The 18,614-nt window shown below is 69.2% G+C and carries 19 protein-coding genes, 1 tRNA gene and 1 pseudogene; 5 read left to right on the forward strand and 16 right to left on the reverse strand.

Annotated features, from left to right (window positions below):
• Positions 1–11 precede the first annotated feature (11 nt).
• The 6 genes from sdhA to ME121_RS05840 form a co-directional block, all read right to left on the reverse strand.
• A complete protein-coding gene (gene sdhA, locus ME121_RS05815) occupies positions 12–1,829 on the reverse strand; it encodes a succinate dehydrogenase flavoprotein subunit (RefSeq protein ID WP_012317466.1) in 1,818 nt (605 codons plus the stop codon).
• A 31-nt stretch (positions 1,830–1,860) separates the two neighbouring features.
• Complete coding sequence (sdhD, locus tag ME121_RS05820; protein WP_012317465.1) at positions 1,861–2,280, reverse strand: succinate dehydrogenase, hydrophobic membrane anchor protein; 420 nt, start codon at positions 2,278–2,280, stop codon at positions 1,861–1,863.
• Positions 2,281–2,290: 10 nt separating this feature from the next.
• Positions 2,291–2,692 (reverse strand): succinate dehydrogenase, cytochrome b556 subunit, encoded by a 402-nt coding sequence (gene sdhC, locus ME121_RS05825; RefSeq protein ID WP_012317464.1) that lies wholly within the window; start codon positions 2,690–2,692, stop codon positions 2,291–2,293.
• A 129-nt stretch (positions 2,693–2,821) separates the two neighbouring features.
• Positions 2,822–4,072 (reverse strand): SLC13 family permease, encoded by a 1,251-nt coding sequence (locus tag ME121_RS05830; RefSeq protein WP_246753113.1) that lies wholly within the window; start codon positions 4,070–4,072, stop codon positions 2,822–2,824.
• A gap of 476 nt (positions 4,073–4,548) precedes the next feature.
• Complete coding sequence (locus ME121_RS05835; RefSeq protein WP_059408483.1) at positions 4,549–5,115, reverse strand: hypothetical protein; 567 nt, start codon at positions 5,113–5,115, stop codon at positions 4,549–4,551.
• A 156-nt stretch (positions 5,116–5,271) separates the two neighbouring features.
• Positions 5,272–6,765: an AMP nucleosidase gene (locus ME121_RS05840; protein ID WP_012317461.1), complete on the reverse strand. Its 1,494-nt coding sequence runs from the start codon at positions 6,763–6,765 to the stop codon at positions 5,272–5,274.
• A 113-nt stretch (positions 6,766–6,878) separates the two neighbouring features.
• Here ME121_RS05840 and tsaA point away from each other — a divergent pair, with 113 nt between their 5' ends.
• A complete protein-coding gene (gene tsaA, locus ME121_RS05845; protein WP_059408493.1) occupies positions 6,879–7,376 on the forward strand; it encodes a tRNA (N6-threonylcarbamoyladenosine(37)-N6)-methyltransferase TrmO in 498 nt (165 codons plus the stop codon).
• On the forward strand, positions 7,373–8,065 hold the full coding sequence (locus ME121_RS05850; protein WP_053620287.1) for an SGNH/GDSL hydrolase family protein: 693 nt from the start codon (positions 7,373–7,375) through the stop codon (positions 8,063–8,065). Before tsaA ends, ME121_RS05850 begins: the two co-directional genes overlap by 4 nt.
• A 52-nt stretch (positions 8,066–8,117) precedes the next feature.
• Here the strand turns inward: ME121_RS05850 and guaA are convergent, their stop codons facing one another.
• The 8 genes from guaA to ME121_RS05890 all read right to left on the reverse strand — a co-directional run bounded on the left by guaA (position 8,118) and on the right by ME121_RS05890 (position 15,023).
• The gene (gene guaA / locus ME121_RS05855) at positions 8,118–9,674 is read right to left on the reverse strand and encodes a glutamine-hydrolyzing GMP synthase (protein ID WP_012317458.1); all 1,557 of its coding nucleotides are present in this window, start codon (positions 9,672–9,674) and stop codon (positions 8,118–8,120) included.
• Between the two features lie 186 nt (positions 9,675–9,860).
• Positions 9,861–10,280 (reverse strand): hypothetical protein, encoded by a 420-nt coding sequence (locus tag ME121_RS05860; protein WP_012317457.1) that lies wholly within the window; start codon positions 10,278–10,280, stop codon positions 9,861–9,863.
• A complete protein-coding gene (locus tag ME121_RS05865; RefSeq protein WP_024831127.1) occupies positions 10,277–10,669 on the reverse strand; it encodes a hypothetical protein in 393 nt (130 codons plus the stop codon). Before ME121_RS05865 ends, ME121_RS05860 begins: the two co-directional genes overlap by 4 nt.
• A 240-nt stretch (positions 10,670–10,909) precedes the next feature.
• Positions 10,910–12,283 carry an NTP/NDP exchange transporter gene (locus ME121_RS05870; RefSeq protein WP_024831128.1) on the reverse strand — a complete coding sequence of 458 codons (1,374 nt, stop codon included), beginning with the start codon at positions 12,281–12,283 and terminating at the stop codon, positions 10,910–10,912.
• Positions 12,284–12,390: 107 nt separating this feature from the next.
• Positions 12,391–13,146 carry an NADPH-dependent F420 reductase gene (locus ME121_RS05875; RefSeq protein ID WP_059408484.1) on the reverse strand — a complete coding sequence of 252 codons (756 nt, stop codon included), beginning with the start codon at positions 13,144–13,146 and terminating at the stop codon, positions 12,391–12,393.
• Positions 13,136–14,041 carry an aldo/keto reductase gene (locus tag ME121_RS05880; protein ID WP_012317453.1) on the reverse strand — a complete coding sequence of 302 codons (906 nt, stop codon included), beginning with the start codon at positions 14,039–14,041 and terminating at the stop codon, positions 13,136–13,138. Before ME121_RS05880 ends, ME121_RS05875 begins: the two co-directional genes overlap by 11 nt.
• A 113-nt stretch (positions 14,042–14,154) precedes the next feature.
• Entirely contained in the window at positions 14,155–14,493 is a 339-nt protein-coding gene (locus tag ME121_RS05885) for a hypothetical protein (RefSeq protein WP_043073080.1), read from the reverse strand.
• A 74-nt stretch (positions 14,494–14,567) separates the two neighbouring features.
• Positions 14,568–15,023 carry a CHRD domain-containing protein gene (locus ME121_RS05890; protein WP_043373976.1) on the reverse strand — a complete coding sequence of 152 codons (456 nt, stop codon included), beginning with the start codon at positions 15,021–15,023 and terminating at the stop codon, positions 14,568–14,570.
• Between the two features lie 259 nt (positions 15,024–15,282).
• Here ME121_RS05890 and ME121_RS05895 point away from each other — a divergent pair.
• Positions 15,283–15,359, forward strand: a tRNA-Met gene (locus ME121_RS05895).
• 268 nt (positions 15,360–15,627) lie between these two features.
• Positions 15,628–16,736 (forward strand): annotated as a pseudogene (locus ME121_RS05900) (IS5 family transposase).
• 153 nt (positions 16,737–16,889) lie between these two features.
• Here ME121_RS05900 and ME121_RS05905 read toward each other — a convergent pair.
• Both ME121_RS05905 and ME121_RS05910 read right to left on the reverse strand, forming a co-directional pair.
• On the reverse strand, positions 16,890–17,405 hold the full coding sequence (locus tag ME121_RS05905; protein ID WP_142585087.1) for a hypothetical protein: 516 nt from the start codon (positions 17,403–17,405) through the stop codon (positions 16,890–16,892).
• Between the two features lie 101 nt (positions 17,406–17,506).
• Positions 17,507–17,839: a hypothetical protein gene (locus ME121_RS05910; protein WP_142585088.1), complete on the reverse strand. Its 333-nt coding sequence runs from the start codon at positions 17,837–17,839 to the stop codon at positions 17,507–17,509.
• Between the two features lie 282 nt (positions 17,840–18,121).
• Between ME121_RS05910 and ME121_RS05915 the strand changes: the two genes are divergently transcribed.
• Positions 18,122–18,475: a hypothetical protein gene (locus ME121_RS05915; protein WP_059408488.1), complete on the forward strand. Its 354-nt coding sequence runs from the start codon at positions 18,122–18,124 to the stop codon at positions 18,473–18,475.
• Positions 18,476–18,614 lie beyond the last annotated feature (139 nt).

An 18,614-nucleotide genomic window follows, 5' to 3' on the forward strand; every position in this document is an offset into this window, starting at 1 on the left:
AGAGTTTCAGATCAGTACACGCGCGCTTTCGGCTCGATGTACTGGATCTCGTTCGACATCGTGTAGGTGTGGACCGGCCGGTAATCAATGTTCACCTGATGCCGGCTTTCGTCGAGCCAGGACAGCGTGTGCTTCATCCAGTCCTTGTCGTCGCGGTCCGGGAAGTCCTCGCGCGCGTGGGCGCCGCGGGATTCGGTGCGGTTGGCGGCCGATTCCATCGTTACCACCGCCTGACCGATCAGGTTGTCGAACTCCAGAGTCTCGAGGAGATCGGTGTTCCAGACCAGCGACCGGTCGGTGACCTTCACGTCGGCGGCGGCGTTCCAGACCTTGTGGATCAGGCCCTTGCCCTCTTCCAGCACCTCGCCGGTGCGGAACACGGCGCAGTTGTTCTGCATCGTCTTCTGCATCTCGGCGCGGAGCTCGGCTGTCGGCGTCGAGCCGTTGGCGTAGCGGAACCGGTCCAGGCGCTCGAGCGCCTTGTCGGTCGCGCCCTTCGGCAGCTCCATGGCCCGGCCGTTCGGCTCGACGATCTCGGCGCAGCGCTTGCCGGCGGCGCGGCCGAAGACCACGAGGTCGATCAGCGAGTTCGAGCCGAGGCGGTTGGCGCCGTGGACCGAGACGCAGGCCGCCTCGCCGATCGCCATCAGGCCCGGAACCACCGTGTCGGGGTTGCCGTCGCGCAGCGTCAGCACCTCGCCGTGATAGTTCGTGGGGATGCCGCCCATGTTGTAGTGGACGGTCGGGATGACCGGGATCGGTTCCTTGGTCACGTCGACGCCCGCGAAGATCCGCGCGGATTCCGAGATGCCCGGCAGGCGCTCGTGCAGGATCTTCGGGTCCAGGTGGTCGAGGTGCAGGTAGATGTGGTCCTTGTTCTTGCCGACGCCGCGGCCGTCGCGGATCTCCATGGTCATGGAGCGCGAGACGACGTCGCGCGAGGCGAGGTCCTTCGCCGACGGCGCGTAGCGCTCCATGAAGCGCTCGCCCTCGGAATTGGTGAGGTAGCCGCCCTCGCCACGGGAGCCTTCCGTGATCAGGCAGCCCGCGCCGTAGATGCCGGTCGGGTGGAACTGCACGAACTCCATGTCCTGCAGCGGCAGGCCGGCGCGCAGCACCATGGCGTTGCCGTCGCCCGTGCAGGTATGGGCGGAGGTCGCCGAGAAGTAGGCGCGGCCGTAGCCGCCGGTCGCCAGGATGGTCATCTGGGCGCGGAAGCGGTGGATCTCGCCGGTGGCCTGATCGAGCGCGATCACGCCGCGGCAGCGGCCCTCGTCGTCCATGATCAGGTCGAGGGCGAAGTACTCGATGAAGAAGTCGGTCTGGTTCTTCACCGCCTGCCCGTAGAGGGTGTGCAGCATGGCGTGACCGGTGCGGTCGGCCGCCGCGCAGGTGCGCTGGGCGGTGCCCTTGCCGTAGTCCGTGGTCATGCCGCCGAACGGGCGCTGGTAGATCTTGCCTTCCTCCGTGCGGGAGAAGGGCACGCCCCAGTGCTCCAACTCGTAGACGGCGGCGGGCGCGTTGCGCACGAGATACTCGATGGCGTCCTGGTCGCCGAGCCAGTCCGACCCCTTCACGGTGTCGTACATGTGCCAGCGCCAGTCGTCCGGGCCCATGTTGCCGAGGGAGGCCGAGATGCCGCCCTGCGCTGCCACCGTGTGGGAGCGGGTCGGGAACACCTTGGTGATGCAGGCGGTGCGCAGGCCCGCCTCCGAGCAGCCGACCGTGGCGCGCAGGCCGGCGCCGCCCGCGCCGACGATCACGACGTCGAAGGCGTGATCGTGGATGGTGTAGGCAGGCCCGCTGCCGTTGGTGCCGTTGGCGGCCATGTTCGGCTCCTCGAGATCGTTGTTGGCGGGGTCAGGCCGGCTGTCCGAAGCCGATGCGCAGGACCGCGTAGAGGCAGGCGACGGCCACGACGACCGCGTAAGCGTTGTTGGCGAACACCGCCGCTATCTTCGTCGACGGCGCGTGCACGTAGTCCTCGATGATCACCTGCATGCCGAGGCGCATGTGGACCGTCACCGACAGCAGCGCCAGGATCAGGAGGATCGAGACCAGGGGGGTCGCGACGAGGAGCCGCGCCTCCGCGTAGCCGCGGCCCGCCATCTTGGCGATGATCACCACGAAGCTCAGCATCAGCACGACGTTGGCGACGGCGGTAAGCCGCTGCAGCCACCAGTGGTCGGCGCCGTGATGGGAGACGCCGAGGCCGCGCACCCGTGCGCGCGGGGTGCGGATCGAGACGCGCGTGTCCTGCCGGACCTCTTCCTTAGCCATGTCGGCCTCCTCAGCGGACCAGAAGGGCGACCGCCCAGATGACGAGGGTGAGGGCCACCGAGCCGATCAGCGTCAGCCGGGCCATCGAGAGACGCTTGTCGCGGTCGAACCCGACGCCGGTATCCCAGATCAGGTGCCGGATGCCGCCGAGCATGTGGTGCATCAGGATCCACGTGTAGACGAACAGGATCAGGCGCCCGAAGATCGAGCCGAAGAAGCCGGCCACGTAAGAGTAGCCGACCGGGCCCGAAGCCAGAGCCACGAGCCAGATCGCGACCAGAGCAGTCCCGCCATAGAGCGCGGTTCCGGTGATGCGGTGGAACACCGACATCGCCATCGTCCAGGTCCAGCGATAGATCTGGAGATGCGGCGACATCGGCTGTGCCACTGTCGGGCGGGCGGTGGGTGCCATCGGGTTGAAGCCTCGCAGCTGCGAACTGGACCGTCTCTAATCTGGTAGCGCTAGTGGCTGAGCGGGCAACCCGCAATCCGCCATGGTGCGGCGCAATGTGCCGTCCTGGGCGACACTTTGCCGATTCTGTCACTTTAGCTGTCCCAGGATGCGCCACCACGCGTAGTCGAGCGGCGCCGCCACCAGCAGCGACAGCACCCCGAAGCTCAGGGTCAGTCGCGTCGCGTCCCGGAGGCGGACCCGCCCGAGTTCGCTCGCGAACACGATCGGGGGCGCCTGATAGGGGAAGAACACGGTTGAGTAGCCGATCACCTGCAGCGAGACGACCGCCAAGGGTGACAGGCCGCTCGCCTCCGTCATCTCGCCCGCCAGAGCCGTGTAGAGGGCTGGGGCGCCGTTGGCAGTGACGAGGAGGGTCAGCACCGTGGCGATGCCTGTGAGCACCGCGAAGTTCTGCGTCGGCGCGTCGTGCGCCAGCGGCGCCACCGTCAGAAGCAGATGGCCGAGGCGCTCGCCCAGCCCGGTCTCGTTGACCAGAGCGACGAGGCCGAGGAGCGCCGCGATGTAGAAGCAGGTCCGCAGATTCACCTGCTGGAACGCCTCCGGCGGAAGCACGCCGATCCGGGGCAGCAGGCAGACCACCGCGGCGGCGAGGCCGACCCAGGCGGGCGCGAGGCCGTGCAGGCTGTCGGTCATCCAGAGGATCAAGGTGCAGGCGAGGATCACCGCGAGGCGCCGCTCGGGCGCCGAGAGCGGCGGCCGCTCGGCCAGCGACGGAGCGGCCGAGGCGAGGTCGTCGGGGAATAACCGGACGATCAGCGCGACCAGCAGCACGCCCTTCACCAGGGCCAGGACCGGGGCGTGCAGGAGGAAGTAGGAGAGGTAGGAGAGATGCAGGCCGAGCAGGTGCTCCGCCGAGCCGGCCATGACGAGGTTCGGGACGTTGGCGGGAAGGATCGCCGCCGACAGGATCGGCGTGGCGAGGCCGACGGCCAGGACCGCGCCGGTACGCCCAGGGCGCCCGGCCGCGAGCCCGAAGGCGTCGCAGAGTGCCAGGGTCACCGGGATCATCAGGGCGATGCGGCCCAGATTCGACGGCATGACGAAGGCGATGAGGAAGCTCAGCGTCACCAGCCCGGCGATGAAGCGCCCGTAGGAACCCGAGAGCCGCAGCGCGAGCGTCCGCGCCATCCGGGCGCCGAGGCCGGTTCGGGTCATGCCCTGCCCGACCACCATGCCGGACAGGACGAGCCAGAAGGCGGAGGACGAGAAGCCCGAGAACACCGTGGCGGCAGAGCCGAGCCGCAGCAGCATCGCCATCCCGAAGAAGGCGAGCGCCGTGACGATCTCGGGCAGCAGCGCGGTCGACCAGAGGCCCATGCACAGCACGAGCAGCGCCGCCGTCGCCGCAACCAATCCCTCGCCGCTCACCGCGATCGTCCCCGCACCACGCTACACCGGAGGCGGCATCGTCATCGGATTGCAACGGTTCGCAATTCGGGAGATGTTGAGCAAGCCTTCGTGGACGGCGAAGGCTGTGGGCGCAACCGCTTCCTCGGTCGGCAGGGAGGGGTTTGCTCGGCACGGCTCTATCGGCGGGCGAACGCGGCCCGCTTCACATCGCGGCCGCGCAGCGGGATCCGGGCGCCTCGGAAGCCGGCGGAGACACGTGCGGCATCGACAGGGGTTCTCGGATCTGCGTCCCGCAGTCGACGCTCCGGGATGCCGGCGCGGAGCGTACCGTCACCCGCGGCATGACGGGCACGGGTGTCCCCGAACGGTATCGCCCGGCCTCGAGGGCCGGGCGCGGACGCGTCGCTAAGCCGGAGCGCGGGCACCGCGCCCGCGCGGCGGACTCAGTAGCCGTAGCCGTAATAGCTGTCGCAGGCGGCCGGATCGTAGGCGCCGTAGCCGTAATTGTAGGCGCAGTTGTCGTAGCCGTAGTCGAGACCGCCCAGGCCGTAACCGACGCCGAGGCCGAGCCCGAGGCCGGCGAGTCCGTAGCCGACACCGCGGCCGTAGCGGTGGCCGTAATAGCCGCGGTTGACGAAGCCGCGACCGGCGAGGCCGCGGTTTCCGACCCCGCCGAACCGGCCGGCCTGATTGTATCCGCCGGTCCGGACGCCACCAACGCCGGCCGCGCCGAGCCCCGCACCGCGGAAGCCGCCGCCCAATCCACCGACCCGCGCCCCGCCGACGCCGCCGTTATGGAAGGCGCCGCCGCCGAAGCCGCCGTTCCGGATGGCTCCGCCGCCGACCCCGGCCCCGCGGAAGCCGCCGCCGAAACCGCCGCCGTGGAATCCGCCCCCGCCGAAGCCGCCGCCGTGGAATCCACCCCCGCCGAGGCCGCGGGCCTCGGCGCCGGACGGCGCGAGAGCCACGGCCGCCAGGAGGGCGGTGGAAACGAGTGCCATACGGGTCATGGGAAATCTCAGCTTGGTGTGTGGTGTCTTTACCTCTCAACACCGCTCACAGAGGCTGTATCCAAGCTTGAGTATTGTTGACGGCGTGGCGGTCGGTCGCTGAGACGGGGCCGTGCACGCCGCGACCCTGCGCTCCTCTCCGGTTTTCGCGAGACTTTAACGGAAGGGCGGTTCGTCGAAGCTTCGCAGCTTGCGCGAGTGGAGACCTTGCCGGTCGGCCCGCAGCACGTCGAGGGCCGCCAGCCCCACCTGGAGATGCTCCGAGACCGCCCGATCGTAGAAGGCGTTGGCGGCGCCTGGCAGCTTGATCTCGCCGTGGAGCGGCTTGTCGGAGACGCAGAGCAGCGCGCCGTAGGGCACGCGCAGGCGGAAGCCCTGGGCGGCGACCGTGCCGCTCTCCATGTCCACCGCGACCGCGCGCGACTGGTTGATCCGACGCCGCTCCTGGCTGAAGCGCAGTTCCCAGTTGCGGTCGTCGTAGGTCACCACCGTGCCGGTGCGCAGGCGCCGCTTGAGCGCGTCGGCCTGCTCGCCCGTCACCGCGGCGGCGGCATCCTGGAGGGCGACCTGCACCTCGGCGAGGGCCGGCACCGGGACGTCCGGCGGCACGAGCTCGTCGAGGATCCGGTCGCGGCGGAGGTAGGCGTGCGCCAGCACGTAGTCGCCGATGGTCTGCGACTGCCGCAGGCCGCCGCAATGGCCGACCATCAGCCAGCAATCCGGGCGTAGGACGGCGAGATGGTCGGTGATCGTCTTCGCGTTCGACGGCCCGACGCCGATATTGACCAGCGTCGTGCCCTGCTGGGTCCCGTCGGCGTCGCGCGCCACCAGGTGGTAGGCCGGCATCTGGTGCCGGTGCCAGGGCGAGGCGGCAATGACCGCCGCGGGGTCGGCATCGGCCGCCTCGGCGCGGGTCACGGACACGCCGCCCGGCAGGACCAGCCGCTCGAACCCCTCTGCGCCCGAGGCGAGCCGCTCCAGCCCGTGGCGGACGAACTGGTCGACGTAGCGGTGATAGTTCGTGAGCAGGATCCAGGGCTGGACGTCGCGCCAGTCGCAGCCGGTGTAATGGACCAGACGCCGAAGCGAGTAATCGACCCGCACCGCGTCGAACAGCGCCAGCGGCAGCGGCTCGCCGGCGATCTGGTCGAATGTCCCGTCGGCGATCTCGTCGCCCACGAGAGACAGGAGCGGGACCGGGAAGTAGGTAGCGAGGTCGGCGCCGTCGACGGTCCGCCCGCGTGCGTCCAGCCCCGCCTCCAGCACGTAGGGGTAGGGAATCTCCTGCGCGCTCAGGCCGACCTCGATGGCGATGCCGTAGTCGGCGATCAGCGGCTCCAGCTGGCGGGTCAGATAGGTCCGGAAAAAGCCCGGATGCGTGACCGTGGTGGCGTAGGTGCCGGCGGCCTGGAGCTTGGCGGTGGCGCGCCTGACCCGCGGCAGCGGTCCGTCCGGGCGGTAGCTGATCCGCAGCTCCGGGTAGCGGAAGGCGAGCCGCTCCGTGGCGTCAGGCGGCGGCCCGCCGGCGAGGTATCGCTCCAGCGCGGTCCGCAGGGCTCCGGCCGCGTCGTCGTAGAGCTCGACGAGCCGGTCGATGGCGGTCCCGGCGTCGGCCACCGCCTGCATCGGCCGCAATTCCCGCTCGATCATGTCGCCTCCGTTCCTGCTGCCGGATCTACACCCCGCGCCATCCGGGGGCGAGATGCGGGGTTGCGGGCCGCGAACACATGGCCGACAAGCCGGCCGGCGCGGAGCGAGGCGGCATGGACGCGGATGAGTTCGGGACCCGTCCCGGTGAAGTGAGGGCCGCGCTGCCCGCGGCCTTCGACGCGGGCATCCTTTTCATCGGTCGGCTGCGGACGCCCTGGCTGACGCGGTCCGACTGTCCCAAGAACGGGCTCCAGACGGACACGGTCTGCACCGTGGAGGTCGATCCGGCCTACGCCCCCGCCCTGCGCAATGTCACGGGCTGCACGCACCTGATCCTGCTCTACTGGATGGACCGGGCGACGCGCGGCCTCGTGGTCCAGCGTCCGCGCCACGCCGACGGCCCTCGCGGCACCTTCTCGTTGCGCTCGCCCGCGCGTCCCAACCCGATCGCCCTGTCCGTCGTGGAACTGCTCGGCCGCGACGGCGACGCGCTCCGCGTGCGCGGGCTCGACTGCCTCGACGGCACGCCGCTCCTCGACATCAAGCCCTACTACGCCACCACGGACGCGCGGCCGGACGCCCAGGTCGACCGAGCCGGGGCCGAGCCGTGAAGCGCGCCGTCCTCCTCGGTCTCGGCGGGCTCGCCCTGCTGGCGATCGGCGGGTTCGCCGGGTGGCGCCTGCATCGGCCAGGGGCCGACGCGCGGGCCTACGCGGAGATGCGCCTGATCGCCGTGCAGGTCAGCCTCGACGAGGCGCCGCCGGACTACGTGTTCTGGGCCGGCGATTCGCAGGTGGAACTGCAGCCCGGGAGCCAGCGGCCCTGCGGCCTCGAGTTCCTCAACGGCGGCATCAGCGGCGCGACCGCGGCCAGCTACGCGGACTACCTCGCGCGCCTGTCCTTCAAGGTGAGTCCCCGGCTCGCCGTCCTGACCATCGGGACCAACGACATCCTGGTGAAGAACAACCCGCAACTGCACAAGCCGACGGAACAGTTCGAGGCCGCCGCCGAGACCATCGTCAGGCGGCTCCAGACCTTGAGCCCGCGCGTCGTGGTGACCGCCCTCCCCCCGGTCGGTCGCGAGATCGGCAAGCTGGTCGACGCGGGAGCGGTCGCGGATTACTCGCGTCGATTGCAGAACCTCTGTGGGCGGCTCGGGTGCATCTTCACGGACCCGTTCGCGGCCCTGCGCGACGGCGACACCGGCTACGCGAAGCCCGGCGCGCTCCGCGACGGGCTGCATCTCGCGGCGTTCCGGCCGGCGATGAAGGCGGTCGAACCGGCGCTCTGCAATCCGTGACGACCGAGCTGGTCGCGCTCCGCCGCGCCTGTGCCGACCGCTCGGCGGCCGCTCACTCCCACTCGATCGTGCCGGGCGGCTTGGAGGTGATGTCGTAGGTCACCCGGTTGATGCCCTTCACCTCGTTGATGATACGAGTCGCGACCCGGCCCAGGAAGGCCATGTCGAACGGGTAGAAGTCGGCGGTCATGCCATCGACCGAGGTGACGGCGCGCAGCGCGCAGACATGGTCATAGGTGCGGCCGTCGCCCATCACGCCGACAGTCTTCACCGGCAGGATCACCGCGAAGGCCTGCCAGATCGTGTCGTAGAGGCCGGCCTGCCGGATCTCGTCGAGGTAGATCGCGTCGGCCTTGCGCAGGGCTTCCAGCTTCTCACCCGTGATGGTGCCGGGGCAGCGGATCGCCAGGCCCGGGCCCGGGAACGGGTGGCGGCCGACGAAGCCCTCGGGCAGGCCGAGCTCCTTGCCGAGCACCCGGACCTCGTCCTTGAACAGCTCGCGCAGCGGCTCGACGAGCTTCATGTTCATGCGCTCGGGCAGGCCGCCGACATTGTGGTGGCTCTTGATCGTCACCGACGGGCCGCCCGTGAACGACACGCTCTCGATCACGTCGGGGTAGAGCGTGCCCTGAGCGAGGAACTTCGCCCCGCCGATCTTCTTCGATTCGGCCTCGAACACGTCGATGAACAGGCGGCCGATCGTCTTGCGCTTGATTTCCGGGTCGCTGACGCCCTCCAGAGCCGCGAGGAACATCCCCGACGCCTCCACGTGGACCAGCGGGATGTTGTAGTGGTCGCGGAACAAAGCCACGACCTGCTCGGCCTCGCCGAGGCGCAGGAGCCCGTGGTCGACGAACACGCAGGTCAGCTGATCGCCGATCGCCTCGTGGATCAGCACCGCCGCTACGGCCGAATCGACGCCGCCAGACAGACCGCAGATCACCTTCTCGGAGCCGACCTGCTCGCGGATCTTGGCGATGGCCTCCTCGCGGTAGGCGCCCATGGTCCAGTCGCCCGAGCAGCCCGCGACATCGCGCACGAAGTTGCGGATCAGCAGGGCGCCGTGGGGCGTGTGCGCCACCTCCGGGTGGAACTGGACCGCGTAGTAGTTGCGGGCCTCGTCGGCCACCGCCGCGAAGGGGGCGTTCCGAGAGATCGCCACGGTGGTGAAGCCGTCCGGCAGCTTGGTGACGCGGTCACCGTGGCTCATCCAGACCGGGTACTTCTCGCCCTTGTGCCACACGCCCTTGAACAGCGGGCAATCGGCCAGGATCTCGACCTCGGCGCGGCCGAACTCCGCGTGGTGACCGCCCTCGACGGCACCGCCGAGCTGGGCCGCCATAGTCTGCTGGCCGTAGCAGATGCCGAAGACCGGGACGCCAGAATCGAACACGAGCTGCGGCGCGCGGGGCGATGCCTCCACGGTCACCGATTCGGGGCCGCCGGAGAGGATCACGCCCTTGGGCTTCTGCTCGCGGAACGCCGCCTCGGCCTTCGTGAAGGGGACGATCTCACAGTAGACGCCCTCCTCGCGCACCCGGCGGGCGATGAGCTGCGTCACCTGAGAGCCGAAATCGACGATCAGGATCTTGTCGTGGTCGGTGTTCATCGCGGGCGATTATCCGAAGGCCGCGGCGCGTGCAACGCACAAGTCCGGGTTGTCCGACCTTCCGACGTGCCGTCACCGAAGGAATGCCGGACGCCGGTACTCAATCGTGCGCATTTCTGCCGGTCCGGCGCTGCGCGGCGCGGCCAGCCGCGCGCGGCGGTCTCGGCTGGCCAAATGCGTCGGCTCTCAGTCGAAGTTGCGGACCTTGGCCGAGCCGCCGAGGCTGATCGCGGGCTTCGCGGCGGCACCGGCGAGGCTCACCTTCTTCTGGCCGGGCGGAGTCTTGGCGCGCAGCTGCGGGGCCGCCTCGGGCGCCGGCCGCGACGGCTTGAGGTGTGCCTGCCCGTGGATCACCGAGCCGATCTCGCCGGCCACGCGGATCAGGTCGTCGCGCTCGCAGGAGCGGGCAACCTTCAGCCCGAGCTTGTGCATGTGGCTCTTGCCGTAGAGGTAGGCGGCGAGCTGCGCGCGCTTGAGCGGCGGAATCTGCTCCAGAATCAGCGGTAGGTCGAAGTCGTCGGCCCGGTACACGGAGCCCAGAACCTCGAGGGTCACCGGGCAATCGACTTCGGGCTCGGCGCCGCTGGTCGGATGCGCTTGCGTCATGGATGCCTCTCGGAGGTCGATGAATCGGGATGGGGCCCGGATGCCCCGGAGCCGGGGTCGAGTTCAACCCCTAACGAAACGGTGAGGTTCGCAATCCTGTCGTCGGCCGGCGCGGGAGTCGGGGCCGGCGCCGGCTCGGGCTTCCAGGCGCCGAGGCAACCGGTGCACACGGACTCGATCACCGCGCGGGCATGGGCCTGCCTGCGGGCCCAGAGCATCTCCCGGGCGACGCGTGCCGCCTCGGCGTCCGCCAGCGGGCGGATGCGGATGTAGAGCGGCTCCTGCGCGGCGGCCGGCGCCGGCGACAGGGCGAGGAGCCCGAGGACGGCCATCGCGGGAGCGGCGGCGCGCCACCCGCGCCGCGGCGCCGACCATGCGGGTCCCGCCATGTCTCTCTCTCGCGCCCGGACCGAGCGCGATACGTCGCCCGTCAGGGTAAACCGCGTCTTAACGGGGCGCCGCGGCCGAACGGAACTTCACCCGGCCACACCGGTAGAACCAGGGGAGCGAGCGGGAGACGGCTTGATGCCTCAGATGTTCGACTGGATCTTCTTCGCGATCATGCTGCCGTTCCCGGCCTATCTGGTCTGGGACTTCATGCGGCACCGGTAGGCGGGGGACAGCGGTCCTCACCCGCTGGACGAGGCCGCGGCGCGGACGATAGGCGGGGTCCGCTCGGGCTCACTGCCCGACAGCGCCGCCTGCTCGGCCCGGCGACGCTCCTGCGCGCGCCCGAGCCAGACGCTGTTCACGAGCCATGCCATCGACAGCGGAATCGCGGCGCCGGCCACGCTGGCGCTTCCGAGCCCTATTCCCTGGATGCCGGTGAACGACCAGGCGCCGACCTGATCACCCAGCCGGTAGACCACCGTGTCGATGAAGCTCTTGGCCTTGTAGCGATCCTCCCGCGGGACGACGGTGAACAGGACCTCCCTGACCGGCCGGGCTATGGCGAAGTTGCCGGCCCGACGCAGCACTTGGAACGCCACGATCACGCCGATCGTCGGCCAGAGGGCGAGTGCCGCGAAGCCGAGGATGCTGAAGGCCGGGAGGATCGCCAGAGTCAGGGCGACGCCGATTCGGTTCACGATCCGGCCGGTGAGGAACAGCTGGATCCCTAGGGTGAGGACGTTCACCGCGAGGTCGACGCTGGCGAAGAACGCCGTCTGCGCGCCGCGATCCGGGAAGCTCCGCTTCGCGATGCCCGCCTGCTCGAAATAGAGGAAGGTCGATGTCACCGAGAACAGCAGCAGGAACAGCGAGATGTTGATCAGATAGGGCGACGCGAGGGTCCGGGTGACGCCGGCAAGCACGCTCCCGCCGATCGTCCGATCCTGCCCGTCCGCGACGCCCCCGTGGCTGCCGGGCACCTCGTGCAGCTGCGTCGACAGCGCGGAGAGCCCGCGCATGCAGAACACCGCGACCTCGAGAAGTACCACCGCGCAGAGCATCAGGCCCCAGGTCGGGACATTCTTGGCCAGGATCGCGGTGGTGGCCGAGCCCGCGATGGCGCCGAGCGTCGCGCCGGCCGCGATGAAGCCGAACAGCCGCTTGCCCTGGGCGTTCGAGAACACGTCGACGATCGTCGCCCAAAAGATCGACACCACGAACAGGTTGAAGATCGACAGCCAGACGAAGAACACCCGGCCGATCCACACGCCCCACTCGGGGGGCGCGAGATAGAGCGTCAGCGCGAAGGCGAGGATGTTGGCCGCGAAGAACCGGTAGGTGATCGGCACGAACCGCGCCCGCGGCATCCGCTTCACCAGGTAGGCGAAGGGCAGGTTCAGGGCGAGCATCCCGACCAGGGTAGCGGTGAACAGCCAGGGCAGGTTCTCGATGCCGCCAGCGACGCCCATCTGATCCCGGATGGGGCGCAGGACGTAGTAGGCGGCGAGGATCGAGAAGATGTAGGCCCAGGACCATGCCAGCGCCCGACCCTCCCCGGGCTGAACGTCGATCAGGCGCGCGAGGGTGCCGCGGGCGGGGGCGGTTTCGGGCATGGGCCGATCTCACCGAGACGAGCTTCTTCCCCGGACAAGTCTCCCTCGGGGAGACGCGGTCGCACCCCTCGCCGCCGCAGGGCGCGGCGAGGGGTCGGGCGAAGCGCCTATTTCGCCAGTCCGAGTTTCCCGCGCATCTCAGGCGCGGTGACGTCGTGGCCGAAGCCCGGGCTGCCCATGGCGAACTTGTCGGCGTCCTTGAGCGGGCCGACCACCACCGGATCGAATCCGGCGTCGCGGACAAGACCCTCGGCGACCTTCAGCGCCTCCGGGTCGTCCCCGGCGATCGGGATCGCCATCCGACCGCCCGCGCGCCCCTTGCCGCCGTCCGCGCCCTCTTTGGCGAAGACCTTGTAGTTGGCCGCGTTGAAGGCGCGCACGAGCTTGGCGCCGGCGAAGTACTTGGCCGAGGTGGCGCCGATCCCGCTGGCCCGGACCTCGTCGTAGAGCGCGCCGTCGCGCTTCTGCGTGGCATTGCCGGCGTCGAGGACGACCTTGCCCTTGAGGGACGGGCCGATCTCCTTCGCGAGGTCCGGATAGGCCTTGTAGGGGACGGCGATGAAGACCGCGTCCCCGAACGTAATCGCCTCCTCGGGCGTGCCGGCCTTCGCCTTCGGCCCGAGCTCCGAGACCATGGCGGCGAGCTGCTCCGGGTGGCGGGAGGCGAACATCACCTCGTGGCCGTCCCTGACCCAGAGCGTCCCGATCGTGCCACCGATATTCCCGGCCCCGATGACGCCGATCCGGATCTTTTTCGGGCCGTCCTGGGCCAGGGCGGGCACGGCCGCCGGGAGAGCCGCGGCCACGGCCAGTCCGCCCGCGAGGGCGAGCGCCGCGCGGCGCGAGGTGAGATCAGACCGCATCGATGAACGTCTCCATCTGCTTGCGCTGCGCCGCATCCGGGAGCTTGCCCCGCGCGGCGCCGAGGTTGTCCTCGACGTAGGCAGCCTTCGCCATGCCGGGGATCGGGCAGGTCACGGCGGGGTTGCCGAGGACGTATTTCAGGAAGAATTGCGGCCAGCTCGCGCAGCCGAGATCCTTGGCGACCGCCGGCAGCTCCTTGCCCTGGACCGCCTTGAACAGGCGGTCGCGGCCGAAGGGCACGTTGGTCATCACCGCCGTGCCACGATCCGCGGCCAGCGGGAGCACGCGCTCGGCGGCGGCGCGGTTGTCGATGGCGTAGTTGACCTGGATGAAGTCGAGACTCTCGCGCCTCATGACGGCTTCCAGCGCGTCGAGCTGGTTGTCGCGCCAGACCGTGACGCCGACGTATCGGATGCGCTTCTGCGCCTTCAGGTCGCGCAGGGCCGCCAGATTCTCGGTCACGTCGATCAGGTTGTGGACCGCTACCAGATCGAGAGTGTCGACCTTCATTCGCTTGAGCGACCGGTCGAATTCCGCGAGCGTCGCGTCGCGGCCGGTCGTGTCCACCTTGCTGGCGAGGAAGATCTTCCGACGCAGGCCGGGCTCCGCCAGGATCAGGCCGAGGACGTCCTCGGCGGTGCCGTAGCTCGGGGCCGTGTCGATCACCGATCCGCCGAGATCGACGAAGGTTCTCACGGCCTCCCTCAAAGGCGCCACTGCCTCGGGCGCCGGTTCGACCTCGTAACGCCGGGACGTACCGATCCCGATGGCCGGGAGCATCTCGCCGGTCGATGGAATCGGCCGACGGATCAGAGGCTCCGCCGCCGCGGCGAGGCGGCCGGCGAGCGGAGCGAGGGCGGCTGCGGCGATGACGGCGCGACGGGATACGGGCATGGCCGGCCTCCGACGAATTGAGGACCCGCCGGGAGATAGGGCGCGCCCGGGATGTGTGTATTCTAAATTCTCACGCTTCCATGAGCGCGGTGAACCGTGCCGATGAGGTGAGGTTAATCTTCCTCGGGAGGGTGTTCGAATTCCGCACCCTCGGTGTCGGGGGCGATGCGGAACCGGTACTCGTCGATCGCCAGGAAGGCCCGGTGGGCGACCTGGGGATCGATCCCGTCGCGGACGACCACGGTCTGGAAGTCGATGAAGAGGCGCGCGATGCGCGCTTCCTCCGACAGGGTGGCCAGGGCGGACGAGCTGGCGCCGGCGCGCATCATGTAGCGCTTGGCCTCTCCGGCGGTATCGGGCGCGGGCAGGATGACGACCTGCCCGGCGGTTTCCGGCTTCAGCTCCGCCCAGCGGACGGGTGTCCAGGCGATGATGGCGTCGGTGTGCTTCATCGAAGGCTCCGGCAGGTGGACGGGATCCGCCTACCGGGCGCGGCCCGGATCGTCGAGGCTTCCGCTGTTCCGGATCAGGGTGCGCGCTCCAGCTGGCCGCGGATTTCGCCCTTCGGGTTCGCGGCGGTGTGGAGGTTGAAGTACAGCTTGCCGGCCGCGAGATCGGCGGCCTTGGCGTCGTCGAGGGTCGCCTCGCCGGTGAAGGGACTGCTCGCCGCCGTCACCGGAACAAGCACGCCGGCGTTCTCGCCCGCCTTGGCCGGCCCGTGGAAATGGGCGGCCGTGACCGGACCGGTGAGGCCGCTGTATCGGCCTGACCAGCTCAGGCGCTTGGTGGCGGGATCGAAGGTCGCGGTGACCTCGCCCTCGCCATGGGACGCGGTCGCCGGGACCTCGCTGCCGCCGTTGAGGGCGGCGCGGTAGGTGACGTCCTTGCCCGCCGCGACGGCCGGACCGGCGGCGAGCGGCAGCCCGAGGACGAGAAGGACGGCGATGCTGGTCGTCCTGCGATGGCTCATGCGCGCTGTCATCGAACGCTCCGTGATCTCACGGGCCGTCGCGCGGCCCGCGCGGCAACCTAGCGGCCTCGGGCGAGTCGGACATGGCCGCCGCGTCGGCGACCGTCGGCTTCGGGTGACAGCCGAGCATTTCCTTCCGCGATCCGTGCGGCGCGGAACGCGACAGTCCCCCGTCCGCGATTTGCGCACGGAGAACCGTTGACACCGAGCGCCCGCTCTCCCTATACCGCCGCCACTGCACGCATCGTCCTCGCGGACGATCGCGGCTCGTGGCGGGGTAGCTCAGCTGGTTAGAGCAGAGGAATCATAATCCTTGTGTCGGGGGTTCAAATCCCTCCCTCGCTACCAAAAATACTCTCAAAATCGCAGGAATTTACGTTCTAGGCCCTGGACCCATCGTCCGGGGCTTTCTCGTTCTCGGGCGGATCTCGGGCGGACTTTTTTGCACGCTTGCCGGGCGATCCGCCCGATTCCGAGCGTTCGGGCGGACCATCGGGCAGCCTCGCACCGCCCCTGTGTCCCGTTCCAGGGCACGGCCCAGCCGAACACCTCCAAAAACCTCGCGGTTTGAGGGGTTTCGTGGTGTGATGGCGTCGGCGGTCGGTGAGGTGCTGCGATGCGCGGTCAGCCCGGTTTTTCGACGTCGATGAGCGTCAGAAGGATCTCTCGGCCAAGGGCGACGCGCGGGAGCGGTTGAGCCGCATCGTCGATTTCGAGCTGTTCCGGGACGACCTCGCCCGTTCCGTGTCTCGTTCAGACGGATCGAAGGGCGGTCGCCCACCGTTCGACCTCGTCTTCATGTTCAAGGTGCTGATCCTCCAGGCCAGCCACTCGCTGTCGGACGAGCGCACGGAGTTCCTGATCACGGACAGGCTCTCCTTCATGCGCTTCCTTTTCATGCGCTTCTTTGGGCTCGGGCTGTCCGACCCGGTGCCCGACGCCAACACGATCTTGACCTTCCGCGAGGCGCTCACCCGGGCAGAAATTGCGGGAAAGCCGGCCATCGCAGTGCTGTTCTCGGTCTACGAGGCGGCCCCGCGGCACGCCGGTTTCCTGGCGATGGGTGGGCAGATCGTCGACGCGACCGTGATGGCCGCGCCCAAGCAGCGCAACACCGAGGCCGAGAAGGCGGATCTGAAGGCCAGCCGTGTGCCCGACGCCTGGAAGGCCAAGCCGGCCAAGCTCGCTCAGAAGGACCGCGACGCGCGCTGGACGATCAAATGGTCGAAGGCCACGCCGGCCGAGGACGGGGCGAAGCGCGTGGACATTGCCGTGCCGGCCTTCGGCTACAAGAACCACGTCGGCATCGACTGCCGTCATGGGCTGATCCGGGCCTGGACCGCCACCGACGCGGCTCGCCACGACGGGGCGCAGTTGCCCAACCTGGTGTCGAAAGCCAACACCGCCGGCGACGTCTGGGCTGACACCGCCTACCGCTTGAAGGCTAACGAGGCACACTTGGCGGGCAACGGCTTCCGCTCCCGCATCCATCGCAAGAAGCCGCCGGGCAAGCCGATGGCCAGGAACGTCGCCCGGGCCAACGGCGAGAAGTCGAAGGTCCGCGCGGCCGTCGAGCATGTCTTTGCCCGGCAGAAGGGGCCGATGAGGCTCGTGGTGCGGCCCATCGGCTTGGCGAGAGCTCGGACGAAGATCGGCTTGGCCAACCTGTTCTACAACATGACCCGTGCGGTGTGGCTCATCGGCTACCACGCGAGGACTGCCTGAGGGTCGGGATCGAGGGCTTATCGCCCCGCCTGGGACCAGCGTGAGGACAGCATCAGATCGCCAAAGCGCTCAGCGTCCCGCTGAACCCTCCCAGGGACCGCCGTCATCACGGTAATTGGAGGTCCCCAGCCGGTTGCCGGCGACGATCTGCGGTCACTCAGTCCAAGTGAGGCCGAGGCCGAAGGCGCGCCCGTCCAGATGCGCCTCCACCCACCGGGCGTCCGGATGCCGGTCGTAGACGTCGGCCGCGAACGTGGCCGCCTCCGCCGACTCGAACAGGTAGTATGCCACGGGGAGGTGCTCGGCCTGGCCCCGCTCCAAGATACGCTGGAGGTGCGCGACACCCCTGACGACAAGATAGCCGATCCCGCCGCGCTTCTTGCGGTACACGCCGATGACGACGGGGGCGCCGAAGAGATCGTTCATGTACGCGGCTGGGTCGCCGCCGGACCTCCTTAGCTCAGCGACGCGGCCCACGTGTTCGGCCCCCGTCGAGAACATGTCCGTCAGTTGCTGTTGGGTGAAGGGCATATCTGTCAGCCTCTTTAGACCGGCGGCGCCGGCGAGGCCTGCTGATATAAACACATCCCCTTTCACGAAGCTTAGCGAGAAAATGGATTTATTTGCGATAAATTGTAGTGATCTTGTCAGTTCATAGTATTTGGTCAAATTTGAGCGATGCTTCTAAATATTCGTTCATTTTCGCGGGCGCACAGGGGGCACACAGACCGGTGGCGTGATCCCTTTTTAAGGCAACCTCCGGATTTGACTTAAACAGGCTTCACCCCGCCGGTGACCTCAGCCACGATGGAGTCCAGCGTCGAGAGCCTGGACGGCACGACGATCCGGGCCTCCGGATCCCCGGCGAGCGACAGGCCAAGCTGGCCGCCCCCGGGGGCGTAGATTACCACCGGGTCGAGCTCAGATACCCATGCCCCCAGCATCCGGATGACCTCCGCCGCGAGGGCGGCGACCAGGCGCGCCTTGACGACCTCGAAGTCCGCGGGCCGGGTGACCGGTGGCGTCGGGCGGTCCCAGTCGGGATGGATAACTACGGCCTGGGGCAGCGTGATCCGCACGGGCGTCTCGGGGTAGATCCGCATCGCCATACCTCTGCCTGGAACCGTGCCCTTCGGCATCTTGCTGAACTTGGCTCACTCCACAATCCGCATCATCCCCTCCCCTCAGCTTTAGGCCGACCAGACGGCGGGCAGGGCGGCCCCCGTCCGGATTCGAGCGCCCCGGACCGCCAGGCGCTCCAGCGCGAGTTCGGTGTGCCCGCCCCGCGGGGTCGGGGATCTCGCCTCGCCGTCTACGTGCTCTGGCACGTGCCGTGGCACGTGCCGGGCTTGCTTCTCCGAGGGGGCGGGCCGAGAATCCGTGGCATGCCCGACGACGAGTATCCACCCGAGTCTATCCGCGTCCTCGCCGGCTTGGAGCCCCCGGTCCAGGACCCGAATGACCCCCGAGTGCGCTGGTGCCGGGAGTTCCTGGAGGACCCCCGCGAGCCCCTCCTTCCGGTCACCTCGCCCCGGGTTCGGGCTGCCCTGGAGAGCATCATGCGCGACATCGGGTTCTCGGAGGACATGATCCGGGGGCGGTTCCCCACCGCCCCCGGCGAGCGTGTCGCCCGGCCGATCGGGCCCGACTACAGCCTCGACGACATCCCCGACGACCCGCGCGCGCCAGGCGGCGTGAACGGGGGATCCCGGAAACCTGCGGGCAAGCCGATCGAGTAGGTCGGCGGAGGGTGCGGGGCGGCTCATGGGCAGGCCTCCCCCGCGGGAGTGGTCGCCCCGCTCGAATCCGAGCGGTCCAGCGCCGAGAGGATCCCCGTCGCGAGGACGCCCATCAGAAGGACGGCCGAACCGGCCGAGC

Origin of the sequence: Methylobacterium sp. ME121, from assembly GCF_000974725.1 — a bacterium.
Lineage (GTDB): Bacteria > Pseudomonadota > Alphaproteobacteria > Rhizobiales > Beijerinckiaceae > Methylobacterium > Methylobacterium radiotolerans.